This is a genomic window from Paenibacillus andongensis, assembly GCF_025369935.1.
Lineage (GTDB): Bacteria > Bacillota > Bacilli > Paenibacillales > NBRC-103111 > Paenibacillus_E > Paenibacillus_E andongensis.
In genome coordinates this window covers 5,777,415-5,800,736 of sequence record NZ_CP104467.1, presented here as the reverse complement: position 1 = coordinate 5,800,736, position 23,322 = coordinate 5,777,415, and the positions used below count along the sequence as shown (strand labels likewise).

Sequence of the window (23,322 nt, the reverse complement as noted above, 5' to 3'; positions counted from 1 at the left end):
ACGAGACTTGAGCCTTATTCTTGTTACGAGTTGTTTTTAAATAAACTCTATTCTTATCTACCTTTACTATTTTACCCTGGTAGGTTCCTTGAGTCGTTTTTATCATGACTTTACGTCCAACATAATTTTTACAAACCCGATATTTATTTGAAGTGTTCAACTAATTTCCTCCTCTCAAGTTGTGGTAATCTATTATATGCTTTTCCGATTATATGAGTGTGTGCTAGATCAATTGATTTGGAATTGAATTTTATACCCCTCATCTTTCTATCGAGGCATAACTATGCTAACCTGTTAGGTAGAGTTAACAAGGTGGTGTACCTCTTTTGAAACGAGTCTTAATAACGGGTTATAAAGCATCAGAGCTTGGCATTTTTTCATTAAAGCACCCAGGCATTCCGATTATCAAAAAAGCGATCAAAAAAAGACTCATCGCACTTTTGGATGAAGGTTTAGAATGGGTCGTTGTGAGTGGACAATGGGGAGTCGAATTGTGGGCGGCTGAGGCTGTGCTTGAACTTCGAGGAGGCGCCTACCCAGAACTGAAATTAGCTGTCGTCACCCCTTTTCTTGAGCAAGAAGAAAAATGGAGCGATGATAAGAAAAATAGCTATAATAGCGTCATGGAACGCGCGAATTACGTGAACAGCGTGACAAAAACCAAATATGAAGGACCTTGGCAGTTTAAAGAACGAGACAAGTTTCTGCTGCGTAATTCTGACGGCATCATTCTTGTTTATGATGAAGATACAGAGGGGTCACCCAAGTTTATGAAACAGCAGGCTGCACAGATTGCTGCGAATCATGCCTACCCGATTATCACGATTAATGCCTATGATTTGCAAAATATCACCGAAGATGAACAGGGTGATCAGATGGGAGATCTGGCTGGAGACTTCGACTTCGCGGACGGCGGTAATCATGCGGACTTTGAAGAAATATAAAGGAATATTCTTAGTAATATTCTCCATGATGGACGTTCCGTCATTTTTTGGAAGCAGCCGGTTTGCCCCAAAAGTGAGCTAGCAGAAAGAGGTTGGATGTTTGTACATGATGATGTACGAGCAACTAACCTCTCTTTCTTGCAGGCATGGAAGATTTGTAAGAGTTATAATGAAATACTCTGCTCACACAATCTTTAACAATATGATAAAATATACATATTAAATACGGTTGCCGGGAGATCTTCGTATATCTATGGTCGTTCAGTCATCAAGCATCAGGGGGTTAACACATGGCATTTTCCTGGAAACGTAATCTTATCACATTATGGATCGGTGTATTTTTCTGCGGCATGGCGTATACGATTTCTGTTCCTTTCTTACCCATCTTTCTGCACACGGAGCTCGGCATTGATAAAGGACTGGAAGCATGGTCAGGCATTACGTTTGGTATTACCTTTTTGGCTAGCGCTTTAATCGCACCTTATTGGGGCTCTTTGGCGGACAAGTATGGCCGTAAACCGATGTTGATTCGCTCAGGCTTCAGCCTAAGCGTTCTTTATTTTGCGACCTTTTTTGTCCATGATCCTTACTTATTTCTGGTCGTTCGGATTCTTCAGGGATTGCTTGCCGGTTTTGTTCCTGCTTCCATTGCCTTAGTAGCCACGAACACGCCTGAAAAAGAAGTTGGTTATGCGCTTGGGGTGATGTCAACGGCAGGCGCCGCAGGTAGTGTCATCGGTCCACTGGTAGGCGGTTTCGTCAGTCACTGGGTGGGTAACCGAGAATCGTTCTTAGTCTCAGGGTGTGTCGTCTTAGTCGCAGCCTTTATTGGGCTGTTTGGGGCGAAGGAAACGAACTTTAATCGCTCGGCTGCGCGCTCAGGCGTTATAGATGATTTGAAGTCGGCTGCTCATAATCGCCCTTTCATGATGATACTAGGAGTCACCATGTTGGTAGCAACTTCGGTTATGATTGTCGAGCCGCTGCTTACCATCTATGTGCTGCAAATGGGCGGCAGCCAAAGCTCAGCTTCGCTCAGTTCAGGCATTATTTTCTCTGCGGTGGGCATTGCAACCGTCATTGCAGCACCGAGATGGGGGAAACTCGGACAGAAAATCACCTACTCCAAAACACTGTTCATCGGCCTAATTGGCGGAGGAATAGGGAATCTGCTTCAGTTGGGCACTCATCACCTATTGGCCTTTGGCATTCTGAGGTTTAGCTATGGGTTGTTCTTTGCTGCCGTCTACCCGGCGTTAAATGCGCTCATCGTGAAATTTACGGATTCCAGCTTTAGAGGCCGAGCGTTTAGTTTAAATCAATCCGCTACACAGCTTGGAACTATGAGTGGTCCGATTATCGGAGGCTTTTTGGGTGGCTGGATCGGGATTCCGCTCGTTTTTGCCATCAATGGCTTAGCGCTTATCTGTGTGGCCATTTTCTTTAAATATCGCGGTCCCAAAGTGGCGGCCGTCCCATCATCTTCATCAGAGTAAGGTCAGACTAAATATACCTGCTATTCCTTATGGTTTCATCCCCTGCAAGTAGAGATGTCTAAGTTCATGAACCTAGACATTTCTGTTTGCAGGGGATTTTTTTGATTTTCTTGCCAGAAGAGAACCCCGAAGGGTTCGCCCGCGCGAACGGAGCGAGGGATTCGGGGTCCCCGCAAAGTAATCGGATTATACATCGAAAGATATGCTTCACTTTGTGGGGGAGAGCTAGGAGCACAGTGTCTAAATCTACCGCTAAGTTCGTCTGTGTGAGTCATCTTCATGGATACATGCATCCGTTAATCAAAGGTAGGCTTTCACAGAGGGAGGGAACGTAAAGGCGTTATTTAGGTGAGATATGCGCTAATTCAAGCAAACGAGGAACGTAGTGACGTTATTTCGTTGTTTTTAGCTGCGGATAGCCCAAATTTCATCGAATAACGCCATCTCGTTCCGCCAATTCAATTTTTTAGCTCATTTTAATCAATTTAGAGGCTTGTCGTTCCGTTAAGAACAACTCTGCACCAAAAGGACCTCCTTTTTATTGGAGGAAGTCCTTATGGATACGTGTAACCAAATTTAGGTAGATGCCCTTTAAGGTTTATATACCCCTTTCGGGACAGCTCCTTTTTGTTTTTGTTTTAATGTTAGTTTTAAAGTCCGTTATGCTTTGTTTTTACTTATAAACAAAAATAAAAATAAGTATTCAAAAATAAACAAAGATGTGTTACGATGAATCCATCAAGAACAAACACACATGGGATGTAAGCAGAGACTTTGAGCTATAGCGCTCAAAGATCCCAAAGCGGAGAGACTTTGAGCTACAGCACTCAAAGATCCCAAAGCGGAGAGACTTTGAGCTACGCTCAAAGATCCCTATATTAGGAGGATACGTATGGTTGCGAATTTGTGGGAAGCGGAAAAAGCGAAGGCAGTATCGAAAGGCGTAGAGGAACTGGTGTACCGTTCCAATTTATTAGGGACAGATCGTGCAGTTGCCAACTGGGGCGGCGGTAACACATCGTACAAAACCATTGAGAAGGATTTCCGCGGTCGTGATGTAGAAGTGATGTGGGTAAAGGGCAGCGGTTCTGACCTTGCTACCATGAAAGCAAAGAATTTCACAGGTCTTCGCATGGAAGACATTCGTCCGTTGTTCGAGCGAGATGAAATGTCCGACGAAGAAATGGTTGCTTACCTTGTGAATTGTATGATCGACAGTAAACATCCGCGTGCTTCCATTGAGACGCTTTTACATGCATTTTTGCCTTTCAAAAACGTTGACCACACGCATCCTGATGCGATTATCGGTCTCTGCTGCGCACACAACGGACGTGAGTTGGCCAAAGAAATTTACGGCGACCGTTTCGTATGGGTACCTTATGTACGTCCTGGTTTTACACTTTCCAAAATGATCGCGGAAGGCGTTCGAAACAATCCAAAGGCTGAGCTCGTGCTGATGGAGAAGCATGGTCTGGTTACTTGGGGTGAAACGTCGGAAGAGAGCTACCTCAAAACTTTGGCTATCATTCAAGAAGCAGAAAGCTTCATTGAAGCACGTGTGAACGAGAGCAGCCTTTATGGCGGAGCGAAGTACGAGTCTCTTTCCGAATCCGAGCAAAAAGATATTTTGGCACAAGTCCTACCAATCGTTCGCGGAGCAGTGGGCAACGAAAAGAAAATGATCCTCACTACGGACAGCGCGGATGATGTTCTGAAGTTCGTTAACAGTAAAGATGCTGCTGTGTTATCCCAAGTTGGAGCGGCTTGCCCGGATCACTTGGTTCATACGAAAATGAAGCCTCTTTACATCGATTGGAATCCCAACTCCCGTGATGTGGCTTCCTTAATTGAAGCTTTAAACGCTGGAATCGCGGCTTACAAAGAAGAGTACAAGGCTTATTTTGACCGTAACAAAAATGAAGGCGACGTCATGAACGAAGCAGCACCTCGCGTTATCCTGATCCCAGGTATCGGGATGATCAACACAGGCAAAAGCTGGTCCAATGCGCAAGTAAGCGGAGCTCTCTATCACCGTGCGATTGCCGTAATGAGAGGCGCAACAGCTCTCGGAACGTTCGTTTCCTTAAGCGAAAATGAATCCTTTAATGTCGAGTACTGGCCTCTTGAACTTTATAAATTAACTTTGGCTCCGGCTGAAGCGGAGTTTTCTCGTAAAATAGCTTTCATCACAGGCGGAGCAGGTGGAATCGGAAGCGTAACGGCTCGTCAATTTTTAAAAGAAGGCGCGCACGTCGTTCTAGCTGATCTGAATCTCGAAGGCGCGCAAAAATTAGCAGCCGAACTGAACGAGCAGTATGGCGAAAGCAGAGCCATTGCCGTTAAAATGGATGTAACGAAAGAAGAGGAAGTGGAAGCCGCTTACCGCGAATCGATTCTCTGCTACGGCGGTATCGATATTATCGTGAATAACGCGGGTCTTGCGACTTCCAGTCCTTTTGACGAAACATCACTCAAAGAGTGGAACCTGAACATGAACGTGCTCAGCACGGGTTACTTCCTCGTAGCTAGAGAAGCTTTTAAAATTATGAAAAAACAAAGCATCGGCGGCAGCATGGTATTCGTCGGCTCCAAAAACTCGGTATTCGCAGGTAAAAATGCCTCCGCATACTCGACAGCCAAAGCGGCTGAAATTCACTTGGCACGCTGTATCGCCGCTGAGGGCGGGGAGTTCGGCATCCGTGTGAACTCGGTATTGCCTGATGCGATTCTTCAAGGCTCCGCGATTTGGAATTCCGGCTGGCGCAACGAACGGGCTGCAGCTTACGGTATTGAACCAGATCAGTTGGAAGAGCACTACCGCAAAAGAACGACGCTGCTCGTAAACATTTTCCCGAAAGACGTTGCGGAAGCTATCGTATACTTCGCTTCTTCCAAAGCAGACAAAACGACTGGTTGTATGATCACAGTTGACGGTGGCGTTCCGGCTGCCTTCACACGTTAATTCACCTAATAGGAGGATTTAATCCGATGAGCGATAAAGCATATGCCTTGTTCGAAGAGCTGCAAGCAAATAGAGGCATTGACCTAGCAGCTGTTAAAGCTAAGCTAAAAGCCCTTAAAGTAGAAACACCTTCATGGGGCTACGGGGATTCAGGAACTCGCTTCAAAGTTTATAAGCAAAACGGTGTTCCGCGTAATCCCTTCGAGAAATTCGAAGACGCTGCGCAGGTCCATAAACTGACGGGTGTTTGCCCGTCGGTTGCCATCCATATCCCATGGGACAAAGTGGACGATTACGCAAAGCTTAAGCAGCACGCAACTGATCTCGGTGTTTCTATCGGGGCTGTAAACCCGAACCTTTTTCAAGAGGATGATTACATCTTTGGTAGTGTGACGAATTCTAATGAAGCTATTCGCCGTAAAGCGACGGATCATTTGTTGGAGTGTGTGGACATTGCTAAAACAGTAGGTTCTGATGTGCTGAGCCTATGGTTCGCTGACGGTTCCAATTACCCTGGGCAAGTCGATATTCGAGCTCGTAAAACATGGATGTATGAAGCGCTTAAAGAAATGTACGGAGCCATGACGTCAAGCATGCGTATGCTGATTGAATATAAGTTCTATGAGCCTGCGTTTTATCACACGGATTTAGCGGACTGGGGAATGGCATTCAATCTGGCGAACAAATTGGGTCCTCAAGCTGAAGTGCTAGTAGATACAGGTCACCACCCGCAAGGTACGAACATTGAGCATATCGTGACTTACTTGTTGGATGAAAATAAACTAGGCGGCTTCCACTTCAACTCCCGCAAATATGGGGATGATGATCTGATCGTTGGTTCGGTCAATCCATATGAATTGTTCCTGATTTTCTACCAAATCATTGATGCAGCGAACGATAAAAATCCACAAATCCGTCAGGCAGCTGACAATATTGCCTATATGATCGATCAAAGCCACAATATTGAGCGTAAAATTCCAGCGATGCTGCGATCCGTGCTTAATGTTCAAACACAGTATGCGAAAGCTTTGCTGATCAACCTCGATGAAGTTAGAGACGCTCAAGTGCGTCAAGACGTTCTAGGCGCAGAAGATGCTGTGCGTAAGGCATTCGAATTCGACGTTACCCCGCTTCTGCAAGCTGTTCGTGAAGAGATCGGTGTACCTGTTGATCCAATGAAAGCTTACCTGGAAAGCGGCTACGACGAAAGCATTAATGTTCGTGGCAAAGGAGGTGCCAGCTGGTGAGTAAGCCCTCCTGCGTACTGGCCTTTGATTTGGGAGCAAGCAGCGGCAGAGCGATCGTCGGACGACTTGATTCCGAAGCGGGCATCGTTACGATCGAGGAAATTCACCGCTTCTCGAATGATCCGGTGAAGGTGGGCAACCACCTTCATTGGGACATTTTGAGATTGTTTCATGAATTAAAACAAGGTATTTTACAGATGAAGCATCTGGGTTATACGGATATCGAGAGCTTAGCCATAGATTCATGGGCGGTTGATTTCGGGCTGCTTGCAGCAAATGGTGAGCTTCTCGGTAATCCTTATCACTATCGGGACCATCAAACGGACCATGTCATGGATAAGGTCATTGATCTTGTTGGTCGTGAAAAGCTGTATGCCAAAACAGGTCTTCAGTTCCTTCAATTTAATTCGATTTTTCAACTATATGCGTTAAAAGAAAGAAATCCAGAGCTTCTGCAGTGTGCAGATACGTTCTTGATGATTCCTGACTTGCTCCGATATTTCTTAACAGGAGAAAGACACAGCGAGTACACCAATTCCACAACGACACAGCTATTTAATGCAACAACTCAGACGTGGGACACGGAGCTTATAGATCAGCTTGGTCTTCCTGGTAAGCTATTACTGAAACCGGTTTCGTCAGGGACTAGAGTTGGCGCGTTAACCAAAGAGATTTGTGATGAACTTGATGTTCCTTCAATTCCTGTCATTGCCGTTGGCGAGCATGATACAGCATCTGCTGTTGTCGCGGTTCCCGCTTTAGAAGAAGATTTCGCTTTCTTAAGCTGCGGTACTTGGTCACTGCTCGGAACGGAGACGTTGGCGCCGGTGCTTAGTGAACAGGCATTAGCTTGGAATTTCACCAATGAAGGCGGCGTTTATGGTACGAACCGTTTGCTCAAGAACATCATGGGACTATGGTTAATTCAGGAATGCAAGCGTACATGGGATAAAGAAGGCAAGAATATCAGCTTTGCTGAGTTAGTCAAGCTTGCCGAGCAGGTGAAGCCTTTCCAATCCTTCATCGATCCGGATGATGACATGTTCTTAAATCCTGAGCATATGCCGAAGCAAATTCAGCAATACTGCCGGGAAACGGAACAGGTTGTACCGCAAACGGAAGGCGAAATTGTTCGTTGTATGTTGGAAAGCTTGGCTTTGAAGTATCGGTTTGTTTTAGAAAGAACAGAACTGCTATCGGGGAAGAAGTATCAAGGTCTTCACATCGTTGGTGGCGGCATTCAGAACGAGCTGCTTTGTCAATTCACGTCAAATGCTATACAGCGCGAGGTTTGGGCCGGTCCTGTTGAGGGTAGTGCCTTAGGTAACCTTGTAGTACAATGGATATCACTAGGGTATATCGCGAATTTGCGCGAAGCCAGAAAGCTGATTCGGAATTCGTTCCCGGTCAAAACGTACGTCCCTCAGGATGGAGCGGGTTGGCAGGCAGCGTATGCAGCATTTTGTAAGGTGGCGTCCCGATCGACGGTGAAATGAGGGAATACGATGCTGGTAGCGGAAAGATGGCAAAGAATCGTTCAGTTGGTGAATGAAAGAGGAAGTATTCGCGTAACGGAGCTCAGCGAGCTGTGCCAAGTAACAGAAGAAACGATACGACGTGATTTGGATCGGCTAGAAAGCGAAGGAAAGCTGATGCGCAGCCATGGCGGCGCTGTAAGTGTGAAGGAAGCGCAGTCGGAAGTCCCTTTCATGGAAAGGGAAACGGCGCAGTCGGATTTTAAGAACAGCATCGCGAAGGAAGCGGTATCGCATATTAGGGAGCATGATCGGATCATTTTAGATGCAAGTACAACAGCTTGGTATATGGCCAAAATAATTCCTGATATGCCGCTGACGATCATCACGAACTCGATGAAGGTTGCGCTTGAGGTGAGCGGTAAGGAGAAAATTCAGGTCATATCTACAGGTGGACTCCTTTCGCCAAAATCGTTGTCCTATGTAGGACCACTAGCGGAAAGATCCTTGGATATGTATCACGTTCATAAGCTGTTCTTGTCATGCAAAGGGGTTCATATCCAGCGTGGAATTAGCGAATCCAACGAGCTGCAAGCGCTCATTAAACGCAAAATGATCAGTATTGCTGATGAAACGTACTTGCTTGCTGACCATAGTAAATTCGGCATGCAATCTTTAACGCAAGTAGCCGGCTGGCCTGAGATCAAGCACTTGATTACAGACGGGCAAACCAACAAGGATGATGTGGAGCAGATTCGCGAAAAGGGTGTGCACGTCCTCCAATTAGATAAAGGTTAAAAAAGATGTTCCTCCCATCACCAGTATGTTCTCTCTCGTACTGAGGATGGTTTTTTGTATAACCAAACGCCTCTGAGGAGGGAACGATTAAGGAAGGGAGTTAGCTGCAATCATGAAAGTATCCTTATTCATTACGTGCTTGAGCGACCTTGTTTATCCCAAGGTTGGTGAGTCTATGGTTCAATTACTTGCCAAATATGGCGTCAAGCTAGACTTCCCTGCAACTCAGACATGCTGCGGTCAACCTGCCTTCAATAGCGGCTATTGGGAAGAGGCGCGAGGATCCGCGTTGACACTGCTTCAAGCGTTTGAAGACAGTGATTTTGTCATATCACCTTCGGGTTCATGCACAAGCATGATTCATCATTATTATCCGAAGCTTTTTGAAAATGACCCTATTAATCTAGCAAGAGCTAACCGATTAGTAGAAAAAACATATGAATTCACGCAGTTCCTCGTGCAAGTATTAGGTGTGACTGATTTGGGGGCCGTGTTCCCGCACAAAGTGACCTATCATCCGTCCTGCCACGGCAGTCGACTATTAGGCGTCAAAGAGGAACCCATGCAGCTGATGAAAAATATCCGAGATTTGGAGCTTGTGCCTCTTCCTCATGCGGAGGATTGCTGTGGATTTGGCGGGACTTTTGCGGTGAAAATGTGTGATATCTCAGGTGCTATGGTATCTGAGAAATCGGATCACGTGCTGGAAACGGAAGCAGAGGTGCTAGTGGGACTAGATATGGGATGTTTAATGAATATTGCAGGCAATTTATCCTACCGTGGAAAACCCGTGAAGGTCATGCATCTAGCGGAATTACTATTCGAGGGAGTGAAGCTGGCGCATGAGCGATCATAAACCTGGTGGGACCGTCAAGGAAAGATCCAAAGTCGCGCTGAACAATGACTTTCTTCGCAATGCGGTTAAGTTCACGACCGAACGTCTGAAGAATGGGAAGCTGGCAGCGACTGAAGAGCATGGGAACTGGGAAGAGTGGCGGGAGCGAGGCAGGCAAATTAGGCTGCATACGATTGCACACTTGGACTACTATCTTGGCAAATTTGTTGAAAATGCGAGAGCGCAGGGTGTACATGTGCATTTCGCAGCAGATGCTGCAGATGCTGTTCGTTTGACGATGCAAATCGCCGAGCATAAGAAGGCTAAAAGTGTCGTTAAGTCCAAGTCAATGGTTTCCGAAGAATTGCATATCAACCATGCGCTTGAGCAAATCGGTGTCGAGGCGATTGAAACGGACCTTGGCGAATATATTATTCAGCTGGCAGGCGAAACGCCTTCACATATTATAATTCCGGCGATTCACAAAAATCGCTATCAGATCGCCGATCTGCTTTCTGAGGATGCAGGCGAGAAGCTTGAGCCGGACACGGGTATATTGGCTGGCTATGTAAGAAGGAAGCTGCGCGAGAAGTTCCTTGAAGCCGACATTGGGATGACGGGCTGTAATTTTGCTATTGCGGAGACAGGGTCTATCGTTCTTTTCGAAAATGAAGGCAATGCTCGGATGGTTAGTACCATCCCTAAGACACAAATCACGTTTATGGGCATGGAGCGAATCATTCCTACGTTAGACGATCTCGAAGTCATGGCAACCTTGCTGCCGCGATCGGCTACTGGACAGAAACTCACGGTGTATATGTCTGTGATTTCTGGACCGCAGCGGGAGCAGGACGGCGATGGACCGGAAGAAATGCACGTCATTATCCTAGATAATGGACGTTCCTTGCAGCTTGGAGATCCTGAGTTCCAGGAATTGCTGAATTGTATTCGCTGCGGGGCATGCCTGAATGCATGTCCGGTTTACCGTCACATCGGCGGCCACGCTTATGGCGGTGTATATAGTGGTCCGATCGGCGCTGTGCTTACGCCGGCACTTAACAAAAACGTCGACCAATGGGACGACATCGCGAGTGCATCAAGTCTTTGCGGTGCCTGTTATGAGGCATGCCCGGTGAAGATACCGCTGCACGATATGCTGATTTATCTCCGTCAACGCAAAGTAGAACGGGGGGGGGCGGATTTTGTTGAGAAAGCCGGCATGAAAGGCTTTAATTTCTTGATGTCCGACGCGAAGCGGGTTAAAGCGTTGATCAAAATCGGTCGCATTGGTCAGAAATTGTTAGTTCGTGATGGTCATATTAAAGCGAAGATAGGTCCGTTAAAAGGTTGGAATTCGTATCGGTATGCGCCTAGTTTGGCGAAGAAGACATTCCGTGAATCCTGGAAGGACATAGAGCAGGGTTTAGAAGGAACATTCCCTGAACTTGATTCCGTGATGAAAGCCCGCATGGAGAAGCTTGTGGCTGACCGCAAAGACGGTGGAGGAGGACATCACCATGGCTAAATCAGATGCAGCATTTCTCCAGAAGCTTCACCAAGAAGCCCTGAAGGATCAGGAGGCCTTCTTTTCTAATATTTCTAATCGGCTAGGCAGAGCTAAGCCATTGCAAACAGCTCCTTCGCATAGCACGAAGGGAGCTCCTGAATTCTGGGAGCAGGTGGATCTCCCGCTCGAACAGCGTATTCAGTTGTTCATGACGAACTGGCAGAAGGCTGGGGGCCATACGAAGCGTTTGAGGAGTATGAATGAAGCTGAGGACTTCATTGCAAACTTCATCGTAGAAACACAAGCAAAGCACTTGATCATTCAGGATCAACCTGAGCTAGAGTCTATTCGAGCTTCGCTTGCTGACACGGAAACGGAGATCACGGTGTGGAACGCAGAAGGTGCTGATCCTGCTACCAAAGATGAGCTTGTCGCGAAAGCGGCAGGAGCGGACATCGGCATCGTGGCGGTCCAGCACGCTGTCGCGTACACAGGTTCACTCGTAGTCACATCCGATGCGACTAGAGGCAGAAGTGTCAGTTTGCTGCCAACCACTTTCATTGCTATCATCCCAGTGGATCGTCTAAGGACGAAATTGGGCGAAGTATTGCGCCCATTCGATGAACTTGCTGCCAAAGATAGACCGGTAGGCATTCATTTCATTTCGGGTCCGAGCCGATCGGCCGACATCGAGAATGATTTGACCATTGGTGTCCATGGACCCGGCATCGTTTATGCACTTATCATTGAGTAACCAAAGAGCTGTGAGGGAATGATTTCTCTTGCGGCTCTTTTTTATTTAATAAGTGAGCCCCTACAACTCTCGGCTTAAAATGTTGTCAACATTATTCATGACGAAAAGGGATTTTGATTTGATTGAATATGTAAGCGCTTTTGCAATACGATAAGAACATGAAACAGACAAAGGGAGGTTATCCTAATGAGTGCAATTCCTGCACAACAGAAAGCATCTTCCGGAGAATTCCGGGTGAAAGTACAAAGTTTCGGCCGTTTTTTGAGCGGTATGGTGATGCCTAACATTGGCGCATTCATCGCTTGGGGATTAATTACGGCTTTATTTATTCCGACTGGCTGGATTCCAAATGAATATTTGGCTAAGCTCGTCGGCCCCATGATTACTTATCTACTCCCTATTCTAATTGGTTATACGGGAGGTACGATGATACACGGAACACGCGGAGGCGTCATCGGCGCTGTAACCACGATGGGAGTTGTCGTCGGAACGGATATCCCCATGTTTCTTGGGGCGATGATCGTAGGTCCGTTCGCCGCGTGGGTGCTCAAGAAGTTCGATAAATCGATTGAAGGGAAAGTAAAATCCGGCTTCGAAATGCTCGTCAACAATTTCTCTTCAGGCATCATCGGCGCCATACTTGCGGTTCTTGCTTACACGGTAGTTGGCCCTGCGGTTCAGGTCGTGAGTAAAGCTCTTGCTTCCGGAGTTCAAGCACTTGTGAATGCAGGCCTGCTCCCACTAGCGAACGTTCTGATTGAGCCTGGTAAAATATTGTTCTTAAACAATGCGATTAATCACGGGGTGCTAAGCCCGATTGCTTTGGATCAAGCTTCCAAAACAGGCAAGTCGATCTTGTTCATGCTGGAGTCCAATCCGGGTCCGGGACTTGGTATCCTGCTCGCGTATTGGATGGTGGGACGCGGCGCAGCGAAACTTTCCGCTCCTGGTTCGGCTATTATTCACTTCTTTGGCGGTATTCATGAAATTTACTTCCCGTACATTCTCATGAATCCGCGTCTGATCCTGGCTGTAATCGCAGGTGGCGTAACAGGTACGTTCACGTTCTCCCTGTTCAATGCAGGTTTAGTTGCTCCACCGTCACCGGGAAGCATTTTCGCTTACATTGCTATGGCTCCTAAAGGCGGTATGCTGCCGATTTTCACTGGGGTTATCACATCTACGATTGTTTCTTTTGCAGTCGGTGCCTTATTGTTGAAAACGACGAAGCAAAGCGAGAATGAAGAAGATTTGGAACAGGCTACAGCGAAAATGAAAGAAATGAAACAAGCGCCTGCTGCTGCGGCAGCTGAAAAAGTCAGCGCCTCAACGTTGACACCTGCTTCCGAAGTCCATAAAATTGTGTTCTCCTGTGATGCAGGCATGGGTTCAAGCGCGATGGGAGCTTCTATTCTAAGAAAGAAAATGAAAGAAGCTGATATCGATGTCATCGTGGTCAACACAGCCATTAGTGAGATTCCACCTGATGCGGATATCGTTATCACCCATAAATCATTAACCGACCGAGCCCGTAATAAGGCTCCGGAAGCTGAACATATTTCCATCGAAAATTTCATGAAAAGCCCAGAATACGATGATCTTGTCAAACGATTAAGCTAAACCACCTTTCTAACGCTGGCTATTTGCCGGCGTTATCTCCATTTTGTTCGTGAGGAGAAATATCATGAGCCTGTCTAACAGGAATCGTCAAATCCTAGAGCTGTTAATGAATCGAACGGATGATATTACAGCAGGCGAAATCGCTGCCGAAATCAATGTAAGCACAAGAACGGTTCATAGGGAGCTGTCCGAGTTGGAGACGATTTTGGCAGCTTATGGATTAGCTTTGCAAAAAAAATCGGGGAAAGGGATCCAACTGCAAGCAAAACCAGAAAAACTTGAGGCTTTCCGACGCATGTTATACGGGATGATGGACATTGAGTTTTCTGCCGAGGATCGCAAAATCATGATTCTGTGCACCTTGCTGCAAGAAGATGAGCCTGTCAAACTGTTCACTTTGTCGCATGATTTGGGTGTAACAGTTCCAACCATCACACACGATCTCGATGAGCTGGAAAGCTGGGTACAGAAGTCTGACCTAATCCTAGTACGTAAAAGAGGGTATGGGGTTGGTTTGAGCGGTTCCGAGGCGAATAAACGCAGGATGATTGCACAGCTTGCCAAAAACGGTCTTGATGAAGCTGATTTATTTGGGAAAAATGTGAATTCGCATTCGCCAGTTACACAAAGGTTGTTGGAGCTCATTGGGAAAGAAAACTTTACGAAGGTGGAAGCCGCACTTTGGCTTGCTGAAGATGAAGGTTTAAGTGAACTATCCGAACAGGATTACACCAATCTGCTCATTCATATTTCAATAACTATCGCCAGAATTCAGCAGGGTAGACAGATCGAACTGCACCCTGAACCGTACTCGCTTCGCCCCAATAAGCTGCTTACCCATACGATTGAGCAGCTATCTAAGGTCATTCCAATTGTATTAACAACACCAGAAATTTTCTATATTGCCGAATTACTGGAGCCCAAGTCACTCAAACATCCGAATCAGCTGCTTCCTATGGAAGAGCTAAGCTATATGGAAATCGTATGGAAGCTCATTCGGAACATGGAGAGCAGTATCGCGGTCCGTTTCAGCGATGATCGTTCATTACGAGAGGGGCTGCTTAGCCATTTGGAGTCCGCTTTGAAGCGGCTGCAAGCAGGAGCAACTATTCGCAATCCGCTTTTATCGCAAATCAAGAAAGATTATGAGGCTCTATTTGATGCTATACGGAGAGCTGTAGATAAAACGATAACTGAAATTGCCGTGCCCGATGAAGAAATTGGCTTTCTGGTCATGCATTTCGGAGCTTCAATCGAGAGACAAAAGCAATTTAGGCGTAACGTCAAAGCGATTCTCGTATGTACAAGTGGGATAGGGACTTCCAAAATGTTAGCCGTAAGACTGACGAAAGAACTACCGCAAATTGATATTATCGGCCATGCTTCTTGGTTTGAAGCAGCGCGCATCCCCAAAAGGGAATACGATTTGATTATATCTACGGTAGACTTGCCTTTGGAGGAAGATCAGTACTTGAAGCTAAGTCCGTTGTTAACGAAGGAAGAGGCCGAGCGACTTAGGCTGTTTATTCAAAATGTAACGCTGCAAAAAGAAGCTGGAGAACGAGGTGAAGCGCCTCAAGATGCTGATTCAACGGACAGATTGCATCGTATTCAACACTATGTAAACGAAATCGTAAGCATCATCGATCCATTCACGGTGTATAACATCGAGCAAAGCTTTCACAGTCTGAGAGAAACTCTCGAGGTCATTTGTGGATATGTGAGACACTCGGGTGTGATCGATGATGTGGAGCCAATTGTCAAGTTGCTTTTAGAAAGAGAGCGATTAAGCAGTCAAGTTATCCCAGACACGGGCTTGGCCCTCTTTCACATTCGAAGCGAGCAGGTTAGGAAGCCATCATTCACCTTGTTTCGACTAAAGGAAGATCTGCTGTTAGACCAAGGTATGGGGTCAGATGTAAAGCAGCTGCTGCTCATGCTTGGTCCGAAGGAACTTTCCAAAGAAAGCCTGGAAGTGCTTAGTGAGATAAGTTCTTTTTTATTGATTCCTGAAATGATTGAGCTGTTGAAATCGGGGACTCAGTCTGAAATCAAGCACTTTTTATCCCAGGAACTCGCTGCCTTTTTAGAAAATAAAAAATAAATTGGATAAAGGGAGAGACAATCATGACGATCTTATCAACGAATAAAATTAAATTAAACGCGAAGCCAAAGGATAAATTCGAGGCTATTCGGATGGCAGGCCAACTGTTAGTAGAAGCAGGTCATGTGTCAGCGGCTTACATCGATAAAATGCTGGAACGAGAACAAACATTATCCACGTATATGGGAAATGGTCTGGCCATCCCGCACGGTACGCAGGATTCCAAATCACTGATTTTATCGACTGGATTATCGATTGTGCAAATTCCAGAGGGTGTGGATTTCGGCGAAGGCGAGAAAGCTAACTTAGTCATTGGTATTGCTGCCGCGGGTAATGATCATCTGGATATCTTAACGAATGTCGCGATGATTTGTTCCGAAGATGAGAACATGGAGCTGATCATGAAGGCGGCAACGCCGGAAGAAATGGTGAAAATTTTCGAAAGCGGGATGGAGTCATGAGGGCTGTCCATTTTGGTGCAGGGAATATCGGCAGGGGGTTCATTGGTTTGATTTTGTCCCAAGCCGGTTATGAAGTGATCTTCTCCGATGTGAATGATAGCTTAGTTGAGTTATTACAGGAGAGGAAGTCCTATACAGTACGCCTGGCTAATGAGGATCAAGATACATTCACCGTGTCAAATGTTTCAGCAATTAATGGAAAGAACTTGGAAGATGTAGCTAGAGCTGTTGCTGAGGCCGATCTGGTTACAACAGCCGTAGGCGTGAACATATTAAAACATATCGCCGCTGGCATCGCCAAAGGGATTGAAATGCGGATCGAACGCGGCGCGGCGCCGCTGCACATCATTGCATGTGAGAATGCAATTGGTGGAAGTACGCAGCTCAAAGAACACGTATACGCTCATCTTAATGAAGATCTGCGCGAAAAAGTTAGCGCATGCATCGCATTTCCTGATGCAGCTGTTGATCGGATTGTTCCCATCCAACATAATGAAGACCCGCTGCAAGTCACGGTCGAGCCTTTCTACGAATGGGTCGTTGACGAGTCCCAAATGATGGAGGGCTTCGACGCTATCCAAGGTATTCATTATGTGAAACATTTGGAGCCGTACATTGAGCGCAAGCTGTTTACTGTGAATACAGGGCACTGCAGTGCTGCTTATCTTGGATATTTACATGGCTTCACGACGATTCAAGATGCGATGGCGAACTCGCAAGTTGCCTCGCTTGTGCGTCATGTGATGCATGAGACCGGCGCCCTGCTTATCAAAAAGCACGGCTTTGATCTTGCTCAACATGAGCAGTATATCGATAAAATATTGAACAGATTCATCGACCCCCATTTGATTGACGAGGTTACTCGGGTAGGAAGATCGCCGATTCGCAAATTATCCAGCAATGATCGTCTTGTTCGGCCTGCTCTACAAGCATACGAGCTTGGGATGAAACCAACCTATTTGGCTATGGCAATGGCCGCTGCCTTCTTATTTAAGGATCAGGAAGATCCTGAAGCCGCCGAGATTCAAGCTGATTTACGAAAGCTCGGAGTTGACCAAACGATTACGAAGTATACGACCATTGGCGAAGATCACCTGATCCATGAGATGATTAGAACGCAATATGAACAATTACAACAATCCGATCGATCTTGAGAAAGGGGAGTTCCCATATGGCTAAAATGATGACAAAACGACTAACCGGCATTGCTGCTTCCCCCGGCATTGCGATAGCGAAAGCTTTTCGGCCTACCAACGATCATTACGAACCTGCCCGTGAGAATGTGGCAGACGTTCTTATAGAGGTAGAACGTTTCCGCAAAGCAGTCGAGGAAGCGAAACAAGAGTTAGAGGAAATTAAAGATTTGACCGAACAGCGCATGGGTGCTTCAAAAGCGGAAATTTTCGAAGCACATCTCATGCTTCTGGAAGATCCGGATTATATCGATGCCATTATAGAGGGCATTGAAAACGAAGGCATGAATGCTGAATTTAAGCTGCATGAAGTTGCGAGCAGCTTCATAGAAATGCTTAGCTCCATGGATAACGAGCTGCTCAGGGAACGCGCTAGTGATGTGCGCGACGTTACCGGCCGGATCATGAGCCGACTTCGCGGTGTCACCTATGCGGCGATTGCGGCCATCAACGAGCCGTGTATTTTGATAGCGGAAGATTTGACGCCGTCCGATACCGCACAGTTAAATCTCGATTATGTGCTTGGCTTTGTCACGGAAATCGGCAGCCGTACTTCTCATTCGGCGATCATGGCTCGCTCACTTGAGGTGCCAGCTATCGTTGGAGCAGGAGCAGCGGCAGCGGAAATCAAGTCAGGCACAATGATGATTATGGATGCCGTAGATGGCGTCGTACTCATCACGCCGAGCGATGAAGAGATGGAGACCTACAAAGCCCGTAAAGAAGCGTATGATCAGCGAAGAATCGAACTGCGTAAACTGTTGGATCAACCTACGATTTCCGCAGACGGGCGCCGCGTAGAATTGGCTGCCAATATCGGCAGTGTGGAAGATTTACAGAAGGTGTTAGCTAACGGGGCGGAAGGCATTGGTTTATTTCGGACGGAATTTCTTTATATGGGACGCAGCGCTCTGCCTAGTGAAGAAGAGCAGTTCCTGGTCTATAAGCATGTGTTGGAACGAATGAACAATAAGCCTGTCGTCATACGCACGCTCGATATAGGTGGGGATAAAGAACTCCCATACATGAAGCTCCCTGTTGAGAGCAATCCATTCCTTGGCTTGCGCGCGGTGCGTTTGTGTCTGAGCAAGCAGGATCTGTTTCGTACACAGCTAAGGGCGCTTCTGAGAGCAAGCAGCTATGGACAATTGAAAATTATGTTCCCGATGATTGCCGTTGTGGATGAACTGCTGGCGGCCAAACAATTGCTGCAAGAAGAAAAAGAGAAGCTAGTTCAAGAAGGCATTGTCGTATCCGAAACCATAGAGGTCGGGATTATGATTGAGGTGCCGGCTGCGGCACTAGCAGCGGATTTCTTGGCGAAAGAGGCCGATTTCTTCAGTATTGGAACGAATGATCTTATCCAATACACAATGGCGGCTGATCGGATGAATGAAACCGTTTCTTACTTGTACCAACCTTGCCATCCAGCCATCTTACGATTAATTCAAATGGTTATTCAGGCAGCTGCCAAAGAAGGGAAATGGGTTGGCATGTGCGGAGAAATGGCTGGTGACGAAACGGCCATACCCATTCTACTCGGCTTGGGACTCCATGAATTCAGCATGAGTGCCAGTTCGATTTTGCCGGCAAGAGCCTTAATTAAACAAACTTCACATAAGGAGTGGGTAGGCTACACGGAGGAGATTTTATCCATGAGCAGTCAATCCCTCATTAAACAATTCGTAGAACAGAAAACAAGGAGTGACTTGAAATGATATCCCAAACCTTTACTGTCCTAAATCCATCCGGCTTTCATGCCCGTCCGACGAAAGTATTCGTTCAGAAGGTTGGTACGTTTCCTTGCAAAGTGAATGTGATCAAAGGCGATAAGAAGGTCAACGGCAAAAGCTCGCTTAGTATGCTCACACTTGGCATTCAACAAAATGACGAAGTAACTTTGGAAGTGGACGGCGAGCAAGAGGAGAAAGCGATGCTAGAGCTAGGGGCGCTGCTGACACACATCTTCGAAGAATAAGCGAGCGGCAAACCTATTCCATCAATTGTAAAAGCCAGCAAGTAAGTGCCCATTCTCAAGGCACTAACTTGCTGGCTTATTTAATTAGTTACGAACGTACCATTCGCCCGACACCCAGTCGGTTGTTTTCCAACGCAGCACATCGGGAGTAGCAAGATGGGCAATTTCTTTGAGGAACTCGAGCTGCTCCAGCTCTGTCATCGGTTTGAAGCTCTTAGCAATGGCCAGATTTTGTTCCAGCTGCTCCATGGATTCCATGCCGACAATCGCCGTAGATATCGGCAGAGAGAAGGTATATTGGAGTGCTTTCTCGTACCAAGGAGCCAGTTTACCAAGCGCCATGACCTTCATACCTATGACAGCGACACCTTTCTCGTTGGCTCTAGGCAAAAACTCGTGAGCGAAGCTATAGATGAGATGATCCGCTGCGGATAATGCAACAAGTGCGCTGTCGAAAGTGAATCGTTCAATCGCTTCCAATTGAACTTTCGGATTCGTGTGACCGCTGATCGAGATATGCTTAATGATTCCTTGTTCTTTGGCCTCAAGAAGCGCTTCTAGCGCTCCGCCTTTGGCGAAACACTGATCAAGCTCCTCCATGGTCATGATATTATGTAATCGCCATTCTTCAACGTGATCCGTTTGCAGACGCTTCAGACTTGCTTCCAACAGCTTTAGGGAACCATCTCTTGTTCGATCATGCGTTTTGGTAGCAATCCATACCTCATTCCTACGTCCATCACGTGCTAATGCTTTGCCAAGTCGTTCCTCGGATTGTCCGTCCGAATAACTTGGTGCTGTATCGAAATAAGTGATCCCTTCGTCAATTGCACGATTCACAATTTGAATCGCTTCTTCTTCGGTACAATTGTGCTCGTCAACAATGCGCTGAGCACCGAAACTCAGGACGGGAAATTGCTGCCCGGTCGAACCAAACGAACGTTTCTCCACATAACTCACTCCTCGTATGTATAATGGCTAATTTCATTCTTTCCTATCGTTACCAAAAAGGATACCAGGTCATACCAAATTTATTAATGAAAGATGTTTTCTTCACACTGATATCGGTTCAAGCAGGAATTCGTTCTCCTCAAGTATAAATTAAGTAAGAGAAGGACGCTAGCATTCGTCAAATTGCTTGCTTAATTCACAAAATAAACATGACTTTAGTCCTAGTTATCGACAAAAAACGATTGTATAATAATAACGAAACTTATTATATGTACATATATCATTTTATTTGTTGAATTATCGAAGGGTCAATGACAACTATGAAATTTAGACCATAAGGAGAGGTGCCTTGAATATGGAGAAGTCATCACTAATCGGAATTGTTTTAGCTTTTATATCCATTGGTGTGGGTATGGTTTTGAAAGGGGCAAGCCTGTTAGCACTGCTGAATCCCGCAGCTGCCTTAATTATTTTCGGGGGTACAGCATCGGCCTTATTTATCGCTTTTTCAATGGCAGAAATGAAGAAGATTCCGACCTTAATGAAAATTATTTTCACCGAACAGAAACTAATGCCAAAAAAAGAACTGATCGAGACATTCATCGATTGGGTATCCATCACACGCCGTGAAGGCTTACTTTCTTTGGAAAAGCAGGCAGAAGAGCTGTCTGATCCTTTTATGAAAAGCGGCATGCGCCTCATTATTGATGGAAACGATGCAGATTTTGTCCGTGATGTATTGCTTGAAGATATTGCGGAAATGGAAGCAAGACATAAGAAATATGCAAGTATTTTTACACAAGCTGGTACATATGCCCCGACACTTGGCGTACTTGGCGCCGTTGTTGGACTTATCGCTGCTCTTGGTAATTTGAGTGAAGTAGAAAAATTAGGTCATCTGATTTCAGCGGCATTCGTTGCAACGATGTTTGGAATTTTCCTTGGTTATGTTATTTTTCACCCATTCGCAAATAAGCTGAAGCAGAAGTCTAAGAAAGAAGTTGAAATTAAGCTTATGATCGTAGAAGGGCTTCTCTCCATTCAATCCGGTGTATCTGCCAATTCCGTGAAGCAAAAAATGATGATCTTCGTTGCCAACAATGAACGTGCGTCTTATGACGAAGAATCGAAGGAGGCCGCTCCACAGTGAGTAAAAAGAAGAAGCATGAGGATCATGAAGAACATATTGATGAAACCTGGCTCATTCCCTATGCGGATTTGCTTACCTTGCTTCTAGCCCTCTTTATTATCCTGTTTGCTTCTAGTCAGGTGGATTCCAAGAAATACGACTCGATTATGCGGTCTTTGAACAATGCCTTCACGGGGGGAGAAGCCCCCTTCAAGATGTCGAATTTGATTCCGATCGATGATGCGGCGAATTCTACGAAAAACAATAATAAGAACCAGAATCCACCGCCGAAGGAAGAGAGTAAAACAGAAAGTCAGCTGGCTGCCAAGCTGCAGAAGGAAGAGAAGGATCTCAAAGAGTTAAAGCAAAGCATGGATGCTTTCATTAAAGAAAACAACATGAGTGAGCAGCTGACCACGAAGCTGGATAACGAGAAGCTGACCATTACGATTAGTGACCGTGCGCTGTTTGATTCAGGGTCGGCTACAATTAAACAAGAATCCCAAAAGCTGGCTGTTTCCATGTCTAATTTACTGAGCAGTTATCCAGGATATGAGGTGGAAGTAGCAGGTCATACGGATAATATCCCGATTCGCCGAGCGGACTTTGAAACGAACTGGGATCTAAGCGCCAAGCGTGCGGTCAATTTTATGAAAATCCTTCTGAATAACAGTAAAATTGAGCCTGCTTCCTACTCGTCGGTCGGATTCGGTGAATACCGTCCGATTGCAGAAAACGATACAACAGAAGGCAGAGCGAAGAACCGCCGTGTTGAAGTAAGTATTTTACGTAACATTAAAGCGACGGATGCGATTGCGAAATAAGACTTATCATAAAGAAGGGCTAGAGTCGCAGACTCTTGCCCTTTTTTCATGGGAATAAGAAATTTATCTGTTTGGGGTTACGGAGTAATTTAACAGTGAGATGGGGATAGTAATGTGGAATTTGTAAGTGATGAGGAGAGGTTTACATGGAGCATACAGACCTTACATATGAGCATACGTATATCCCGCTAACTACATTATCCAGTGGTGAAGGCAAGGAAATAGCTATTGATGTATATGGTTACTGCATTCAAATCGTGAATGTTTGTTTCATTGGCAACCCAACAAGCAGGGATAAAGAATGGGTTTTAGTTGACGCTGGTATGCCGCAATCGGCAGATGAGATCATTCGAGTCGCTGAGGAGCGTTTTGGAGCACATAGGAAGCCTACGGCAATTATTTTGACACATGGACATTTCGACCATGTCGGGGGTATAGAGAGTCTTTTGGAATATTGGGATGTTCCAGTATATGCGCATGAGTTGGAAATCCCTTATTTAACGGGAAAGTCCAATTATCCAAAAGGGGATTCTACAGTAGATGGTGGACTTGTAAGCGAGCTATCGCCCCTGTTTCCAAACCACGGTATTGATATAGGTAATCATGTACATCCTTTACCAGCTAATGGTATCATTCCTGGACTGTCGGGATGGCAATGGATTCATACGCCTGGACACACCCCAGGACACATTTCACTGTTTCGAGCCAAAGATGGTTCATTAATAGCTGGAGATGCCTTCGTTACTGTTAAACAAGAGTCACTTTATAAGTTATTCACGCAAGAACAAGAAATAAGCGGACCACCAAAGTATTTCACGACAGATTGGCAAGCTGCCGGGGATTCGGTTAGAAAGCTTCGAGATTTGCATCCCTCTTTAGCGATAACGGGTCATGGTAAACCGATGAGCGGTGAAGAACTAAGTCGCGAACTAGGCCGTCTGGCGGAGGATTTTGAAGCGTTAGCGGTTCCTAAGGAAGGTCGGTTTGTGCATTAGAAATTTAAAAAGGGGCTGTCCCACAAGTAGATTTTAACTTCTTGTGAGA

19 protein-coding genes are annotated in these 23,322 nt (G+C 45.9%); 18 read left to right on the top strand and 1 reads right to left on the bottom strand.

Features of this window, described 5'->3' with window-relative positions; genetic code table 11:
• Positions 1 to 326: 326 nt before the first annotated feature.
• The 15 genes from NYR53_RS26015 to NYR53_RS25945 all read left to right on the top strand — a co-directional run bounded on the left by NYR53_RS26015 (position 327) and on the right by NYR53_RS25945 (position 19,374).
• A complete protein-coding gene (locus NYR53_RS26015; RefSeq protein ID WP_261302008.1) occupies positions 327 to 944 on the top strand; it encodes an SLOG family protein in 618 nt (205 codons plus the stop codon).
• A 290-nt stretch (positions 945 to 1,234) separates the two neighbouring features.
• Entirely contained in the window at positions 1,235 to 2,440 is a 1,206-nt protein-coding gene (locus tag NYR53_RS26010; RefSeq protein WP_261302007.1) for an MFS transporter, read from the top strand.
• A gap of 892 nt (positions 2,441 to 3,332) precedes the next feature.
• Positions 3,333 to 5,402 (top strand): bifunctional aldolase/short-chain dehydrogenase, encoded by a 2,070-nt coding sequence (locus NYR53_RS26005; protein ID WP_261302006.1) that lies wholly within the window; start codon positions 3,333 to 3,335, stop codon positions 5,400 to 5,402.
• 26 nt (positions 5,403 to 5,428) lie between these two features.
• A complete protein-coding gene (gene rhaI / locus NYR53_RS26000; protein ID WP_261302005.1) occupies positions 5,429 to 6,649 on the top strand; it encodes an L-rhamnose isomerase in 1,221 nt (406 codons plus the stop codon).
• Positions 6,646 to 8,145 (top strand): rhamnulokinase, encoded by a 1,500-nt coding sequence (gene rhaB / locus NYR53_RS25995; protein WP_437180075.1) that lies wholly within the window; start codon positions 6,646 to 6,648, stop codon positions 8,143 to 8,145. The genes rhaI and rhaB overlap by 4 nt, the downstream gene beginning before the upstream one ends.
• A gap of 9 nt (positions 8,146 to 8,154) precedes the next feature.
• Complete coding sequence (locus NYR53_RS25990; protein WP_261302004.1) at positions 8,155 to 8,922, top strand: DeoR/GlpR family DNA-binding transcription regulator; 768 nt, start codon at positions 8,155 to 8,157, stop codon at positions 8,920 to 8,922.
• A 112-nt stretch (positions 8,923 to 9,034) separates the two neighbouring features.
• The gene (locus NYR53_RS25985; protein WP_261302003.1) at positions 9,035 to 9,778 is read left to right on the top strand and encodes a (Fe-S)-binding protein; all 744 of its coding nucleotides are present in this window, start codon (positions 9,035 to 9,037) and stop codon (positions 9,776 to 9,778) included.
• On the top strand, positions 9,765 to 11,282 hold the full coding sequence (locus NYR53_RS25980) for a LutB/LldF family L-lactate oxidation iron-sulfur protein (protein ID WP_261302002.1): 1,518 nt from the start codon (positions 9,765 to 9,767) through the stop codon (positions 11,280 to 11,282). Before NYR53_RS25985 ends, NYR53_RS25980 begins: the two co-directional genes overlap by 14 nt.
• Positions 11,275 to 12,018 carry a LutC/YkgG family protein gene (locus NYR53_RS25975; RefSeq protein ID WP_261302001.1) on the top strand — a complete coding sequence of 248 codons (744 nt, stop codon included), beginning with the start codon at positions 11,275 to 11,277 and terminating at the stop codon, positions 12,016 to 12,018. The genes NYR53_RS25980 and NYR53_RS25975 overlap by 8 nt, the downstream gene beginning before the upstream one ends.
• A gap of 186 nt (positions 12,019 to 12,204) precedes the next feature.
• Entirely contained in the window at positions 12,205 to 13,638 is a 1,434-nt protein-coding gene (locus tag NYR53_RS25970; RefSeq protein ID WP_261302000.1) for a PTS mannitol transporter subunit IIBC, read from the top strand.
• Between the two features lie 64 nt (positions 13,639 to 13,702).
• A complete protein-coding gene (locus tag NYR53_RS25965) occupies positions 13,703 to 15,742 on the top strand; it encodes a BglG family transcription antiterminator (protein WP_261301999.1) in 2,040 nt (679 codons plus the stop codon).
• Positions 15,743 to 15,765: 23 nt separating this feature from the next.
• Positions 15,766 to 16,203: a PTS mannitol transporter subunit IIA gene (locus NYR53_RS25960; protein WP_056836733.1), complete on the top strand. Its 438-nt coding sequence runs from the start codon at positions 15,766 to 15,768 to the stop codon at positions 16,201 to 16,203.
• Positions 16,200 to 17,357 carry a mannitol-1-phosphate 5-dehydrogenase gene (locus NYR53_RS25955; RefSeq protein WP_261301998.1) on the top strand — a complete coding sequence of 386 codons (1,158 nt, stop codon included), beginning with the start codon at positions 16,200 to 16,202 and terminating at the stop codon, positions 17,355 to 17,357. The genes NYR53_RS25960 and NYR53_RS25955 overlap by 4 nt, the downstream gene beginning before the upstream one ends.
• Positions 17,358 to 17,386: 29 nt before the next feature.
• Positions 17,387 to 19,114: a phosphoenolpyruvate--protein phosphotransferase gene (ptsP, locus tag NYR53_RS25950; RefSeq protein ID WP_261306525.1), complete on the top strand. Its 1,728-nt coding sequence runs from the start codon at positions 17,387 to 17,389 to the stop codon at positions 19,112 to 19,114.
• Positions 19,111 to 19,374 (top strand): HPr family phosphocarrier protein, encoded by a 264-nt coding sequence (locus tag NYR53_RS25945; RefSeq protein ID WP_261301997.1) that lies wholly within the window; start codon positions 19,111 to 19,113, stop codon positions 19,372 to 19,374. Before ptsP ends, NYR53_RS25945 begins: the two co-directional genes overlap by 4 nt.
• A gap of 84 nt (positions 19,375 to 19,458) precedes the next feature.
• Here the strand turns inward: NYR53_RS25945 and NYR53_RS25940 are convergent, their stop codons facing one another.
• Positions 19,459 to 20,325 (bottom strand): aldo/keto reductase, encoded by an 867-nt coding sequence (locus NYR53_RS25940; RefSeq protein WP_261301996.1) that lies wholly within the window; start codon positions 20,323 to 20,325, stop codon positions 19,459 to 19,461.
• Positions 20,326 to 20,680: 355 nt separating this feature from the next.
• Between NYR53_RS25940 and motA the strand changes: the two genes are divergently transcribed.
• From motA to NYR53_RS25925, 3 genes are all read left to right on the top strand, one after another.
• Entirely contained in the window at positions 20,681 to 21,475 is a 795-nt protein-coding gene (gene motA, locus NYR53_RS25935; protein WP_261301995.1) for a flagellar motor stator protein MotA, read from the top strand.
• Positions 21,472 to 22,278: a flagellar motor protein MotB gene (motB, locus tag NYR53_RS25930; protein ID WP_261301994.1), complete on the top strand. Its 807-nt coding sequence runs from the start codon at positions 21,472 to 21,474 to the stop codon at positions 22,276 to 22,278. Before motA ends, motB begins: the two co-directional genes overlap by 4 nt.
• 146 nt (positions 22,279 to 22,424) lie before the next feature.
• Positions 22,425 to 23,273: an MBL fold metallo-hydrolase gene (locus NYR53_RS25925; RefSeq protein WP_261301993.1), complete on the top strand. Its 849-nt coding sequence runs from the start codon at positions 22,425 to 22,427 to the stop codon at positions 23,271 to 23,273.
• The last annotated feature ends 49 nt before the right edge of the window (positions 23,274 to 23,322 follow it).

What these genes read in the sequence shown, in the direction of transcription:
- rhaI (WP_261302005.1), top strand. Translation starts at nt 5,429, where the DNA reads ATGAGCGATAAAGCATATGCCTTGTTCGAAGAGCTGCAAGCAAATAGA.
- NYR53_RS25965 (WP_261301999.1), top strand. Translation starts at nt 13,703, where the DNA reads ATGAGCCTGTCTAACAGGAATCGTCAAATCCTAGAGCTGTTAATGAAT.
- NYR53_RS25925 (WP_261301993.1), top strand. Translation starts at nt 22,425, where the DNA reads ATGGAGCATACAGACCTTACATATGAGCATACGTATATCCCGCTAACT.
- NYR53_RS25955 (WP_261301998.1), top strand. Translation starts at nt 16,200, where the DNA reads ATGAGGGCTGTCCATTTTGGTGCAGGGAATATCGGCAGGGGGTTCATT.
- motA (WP_261301995.1), top strand. Translation starts at nt 20,681, where the DNA reads ATGGAGAAGTCATCACTAATCGGAATTGTTTTAGCTTTTATATCCATT.
- NYR53_RS25970 (WP_261302000.1), top strand. Translation starts at nt 12,205, where the DNA reads ATGAGTGCAATTCCTGCACAACAGAAAGCATCTTCCGGAGAATTCCGG.
- NYR53_RS25985 (WP_261302003.1), top strand. Translation starts at nt 9,035, where the DNA reads ATGAAAGTATCCTTATTCATTACGTGCTTGAGCGACCTTGTTTATCCC.
- NYR53_RS26010 (WP_261302007.1), top strand. Translation starts at nt 1,235, where the DNA reads ATGGCATTTTCCTGGAAACGTAATCTTATCACATTATGGATCGGTGTA.
- NYR53_RS25960 (WP_056836733.1), top strand. Translation starts at nt 15,766, where the DNA reads ATGACGATCTTATCAACGAATAAAATTAAATTAAACGCGAAGCCAAAG.
- NYR53_RS25945 (WP_261301997.1), top strand. Translation starts at nt 19,111, where the DNA reads ATGATATCCCAAACCTTTACTGTCCTAAATCCATCCGGCTTTCATGCC.
- NYR53_RS25980 (WP_261302002.1), top strand. Translation starts at nt 9,765, where the DNA reads ATGAGCGATCATAAACCTGGTGGGACCGTCAAGGAAAGATCCAAAGTC.
- NYR53_RS25975 (WP_261302001.1), top strand. Translation starts at nt 11,275, where the DNA reads ATGGCTAAATCAGATGCAGCATTTCTCCAGAAGCTTCACCAAGAAGCC.
- NYR53_RS25990 (WP_261302004.1), top strand. Translation starts at nt 8,155, where the DNA reads ATGCTGGTAGCGGAAAGATGGCAAAGAATCGTTCAGTTGGTGAATGAA.
- NYR53_RS26005 (WP_261302006.1), top strand. Translation starts at nt 3,333, where the DNA reads ATGGTTGCGAATTTGTGGGAAGCGGAAAAAGCGAAGGCAGTATCGAAA.
- ptsP (WP_261306525.1), top strand. Translation starts at nt 17,387, where the DNA reads ATGACAAAACGACTAACCGGCATTGCTGCTTCCCCCGGCATTGCGATA.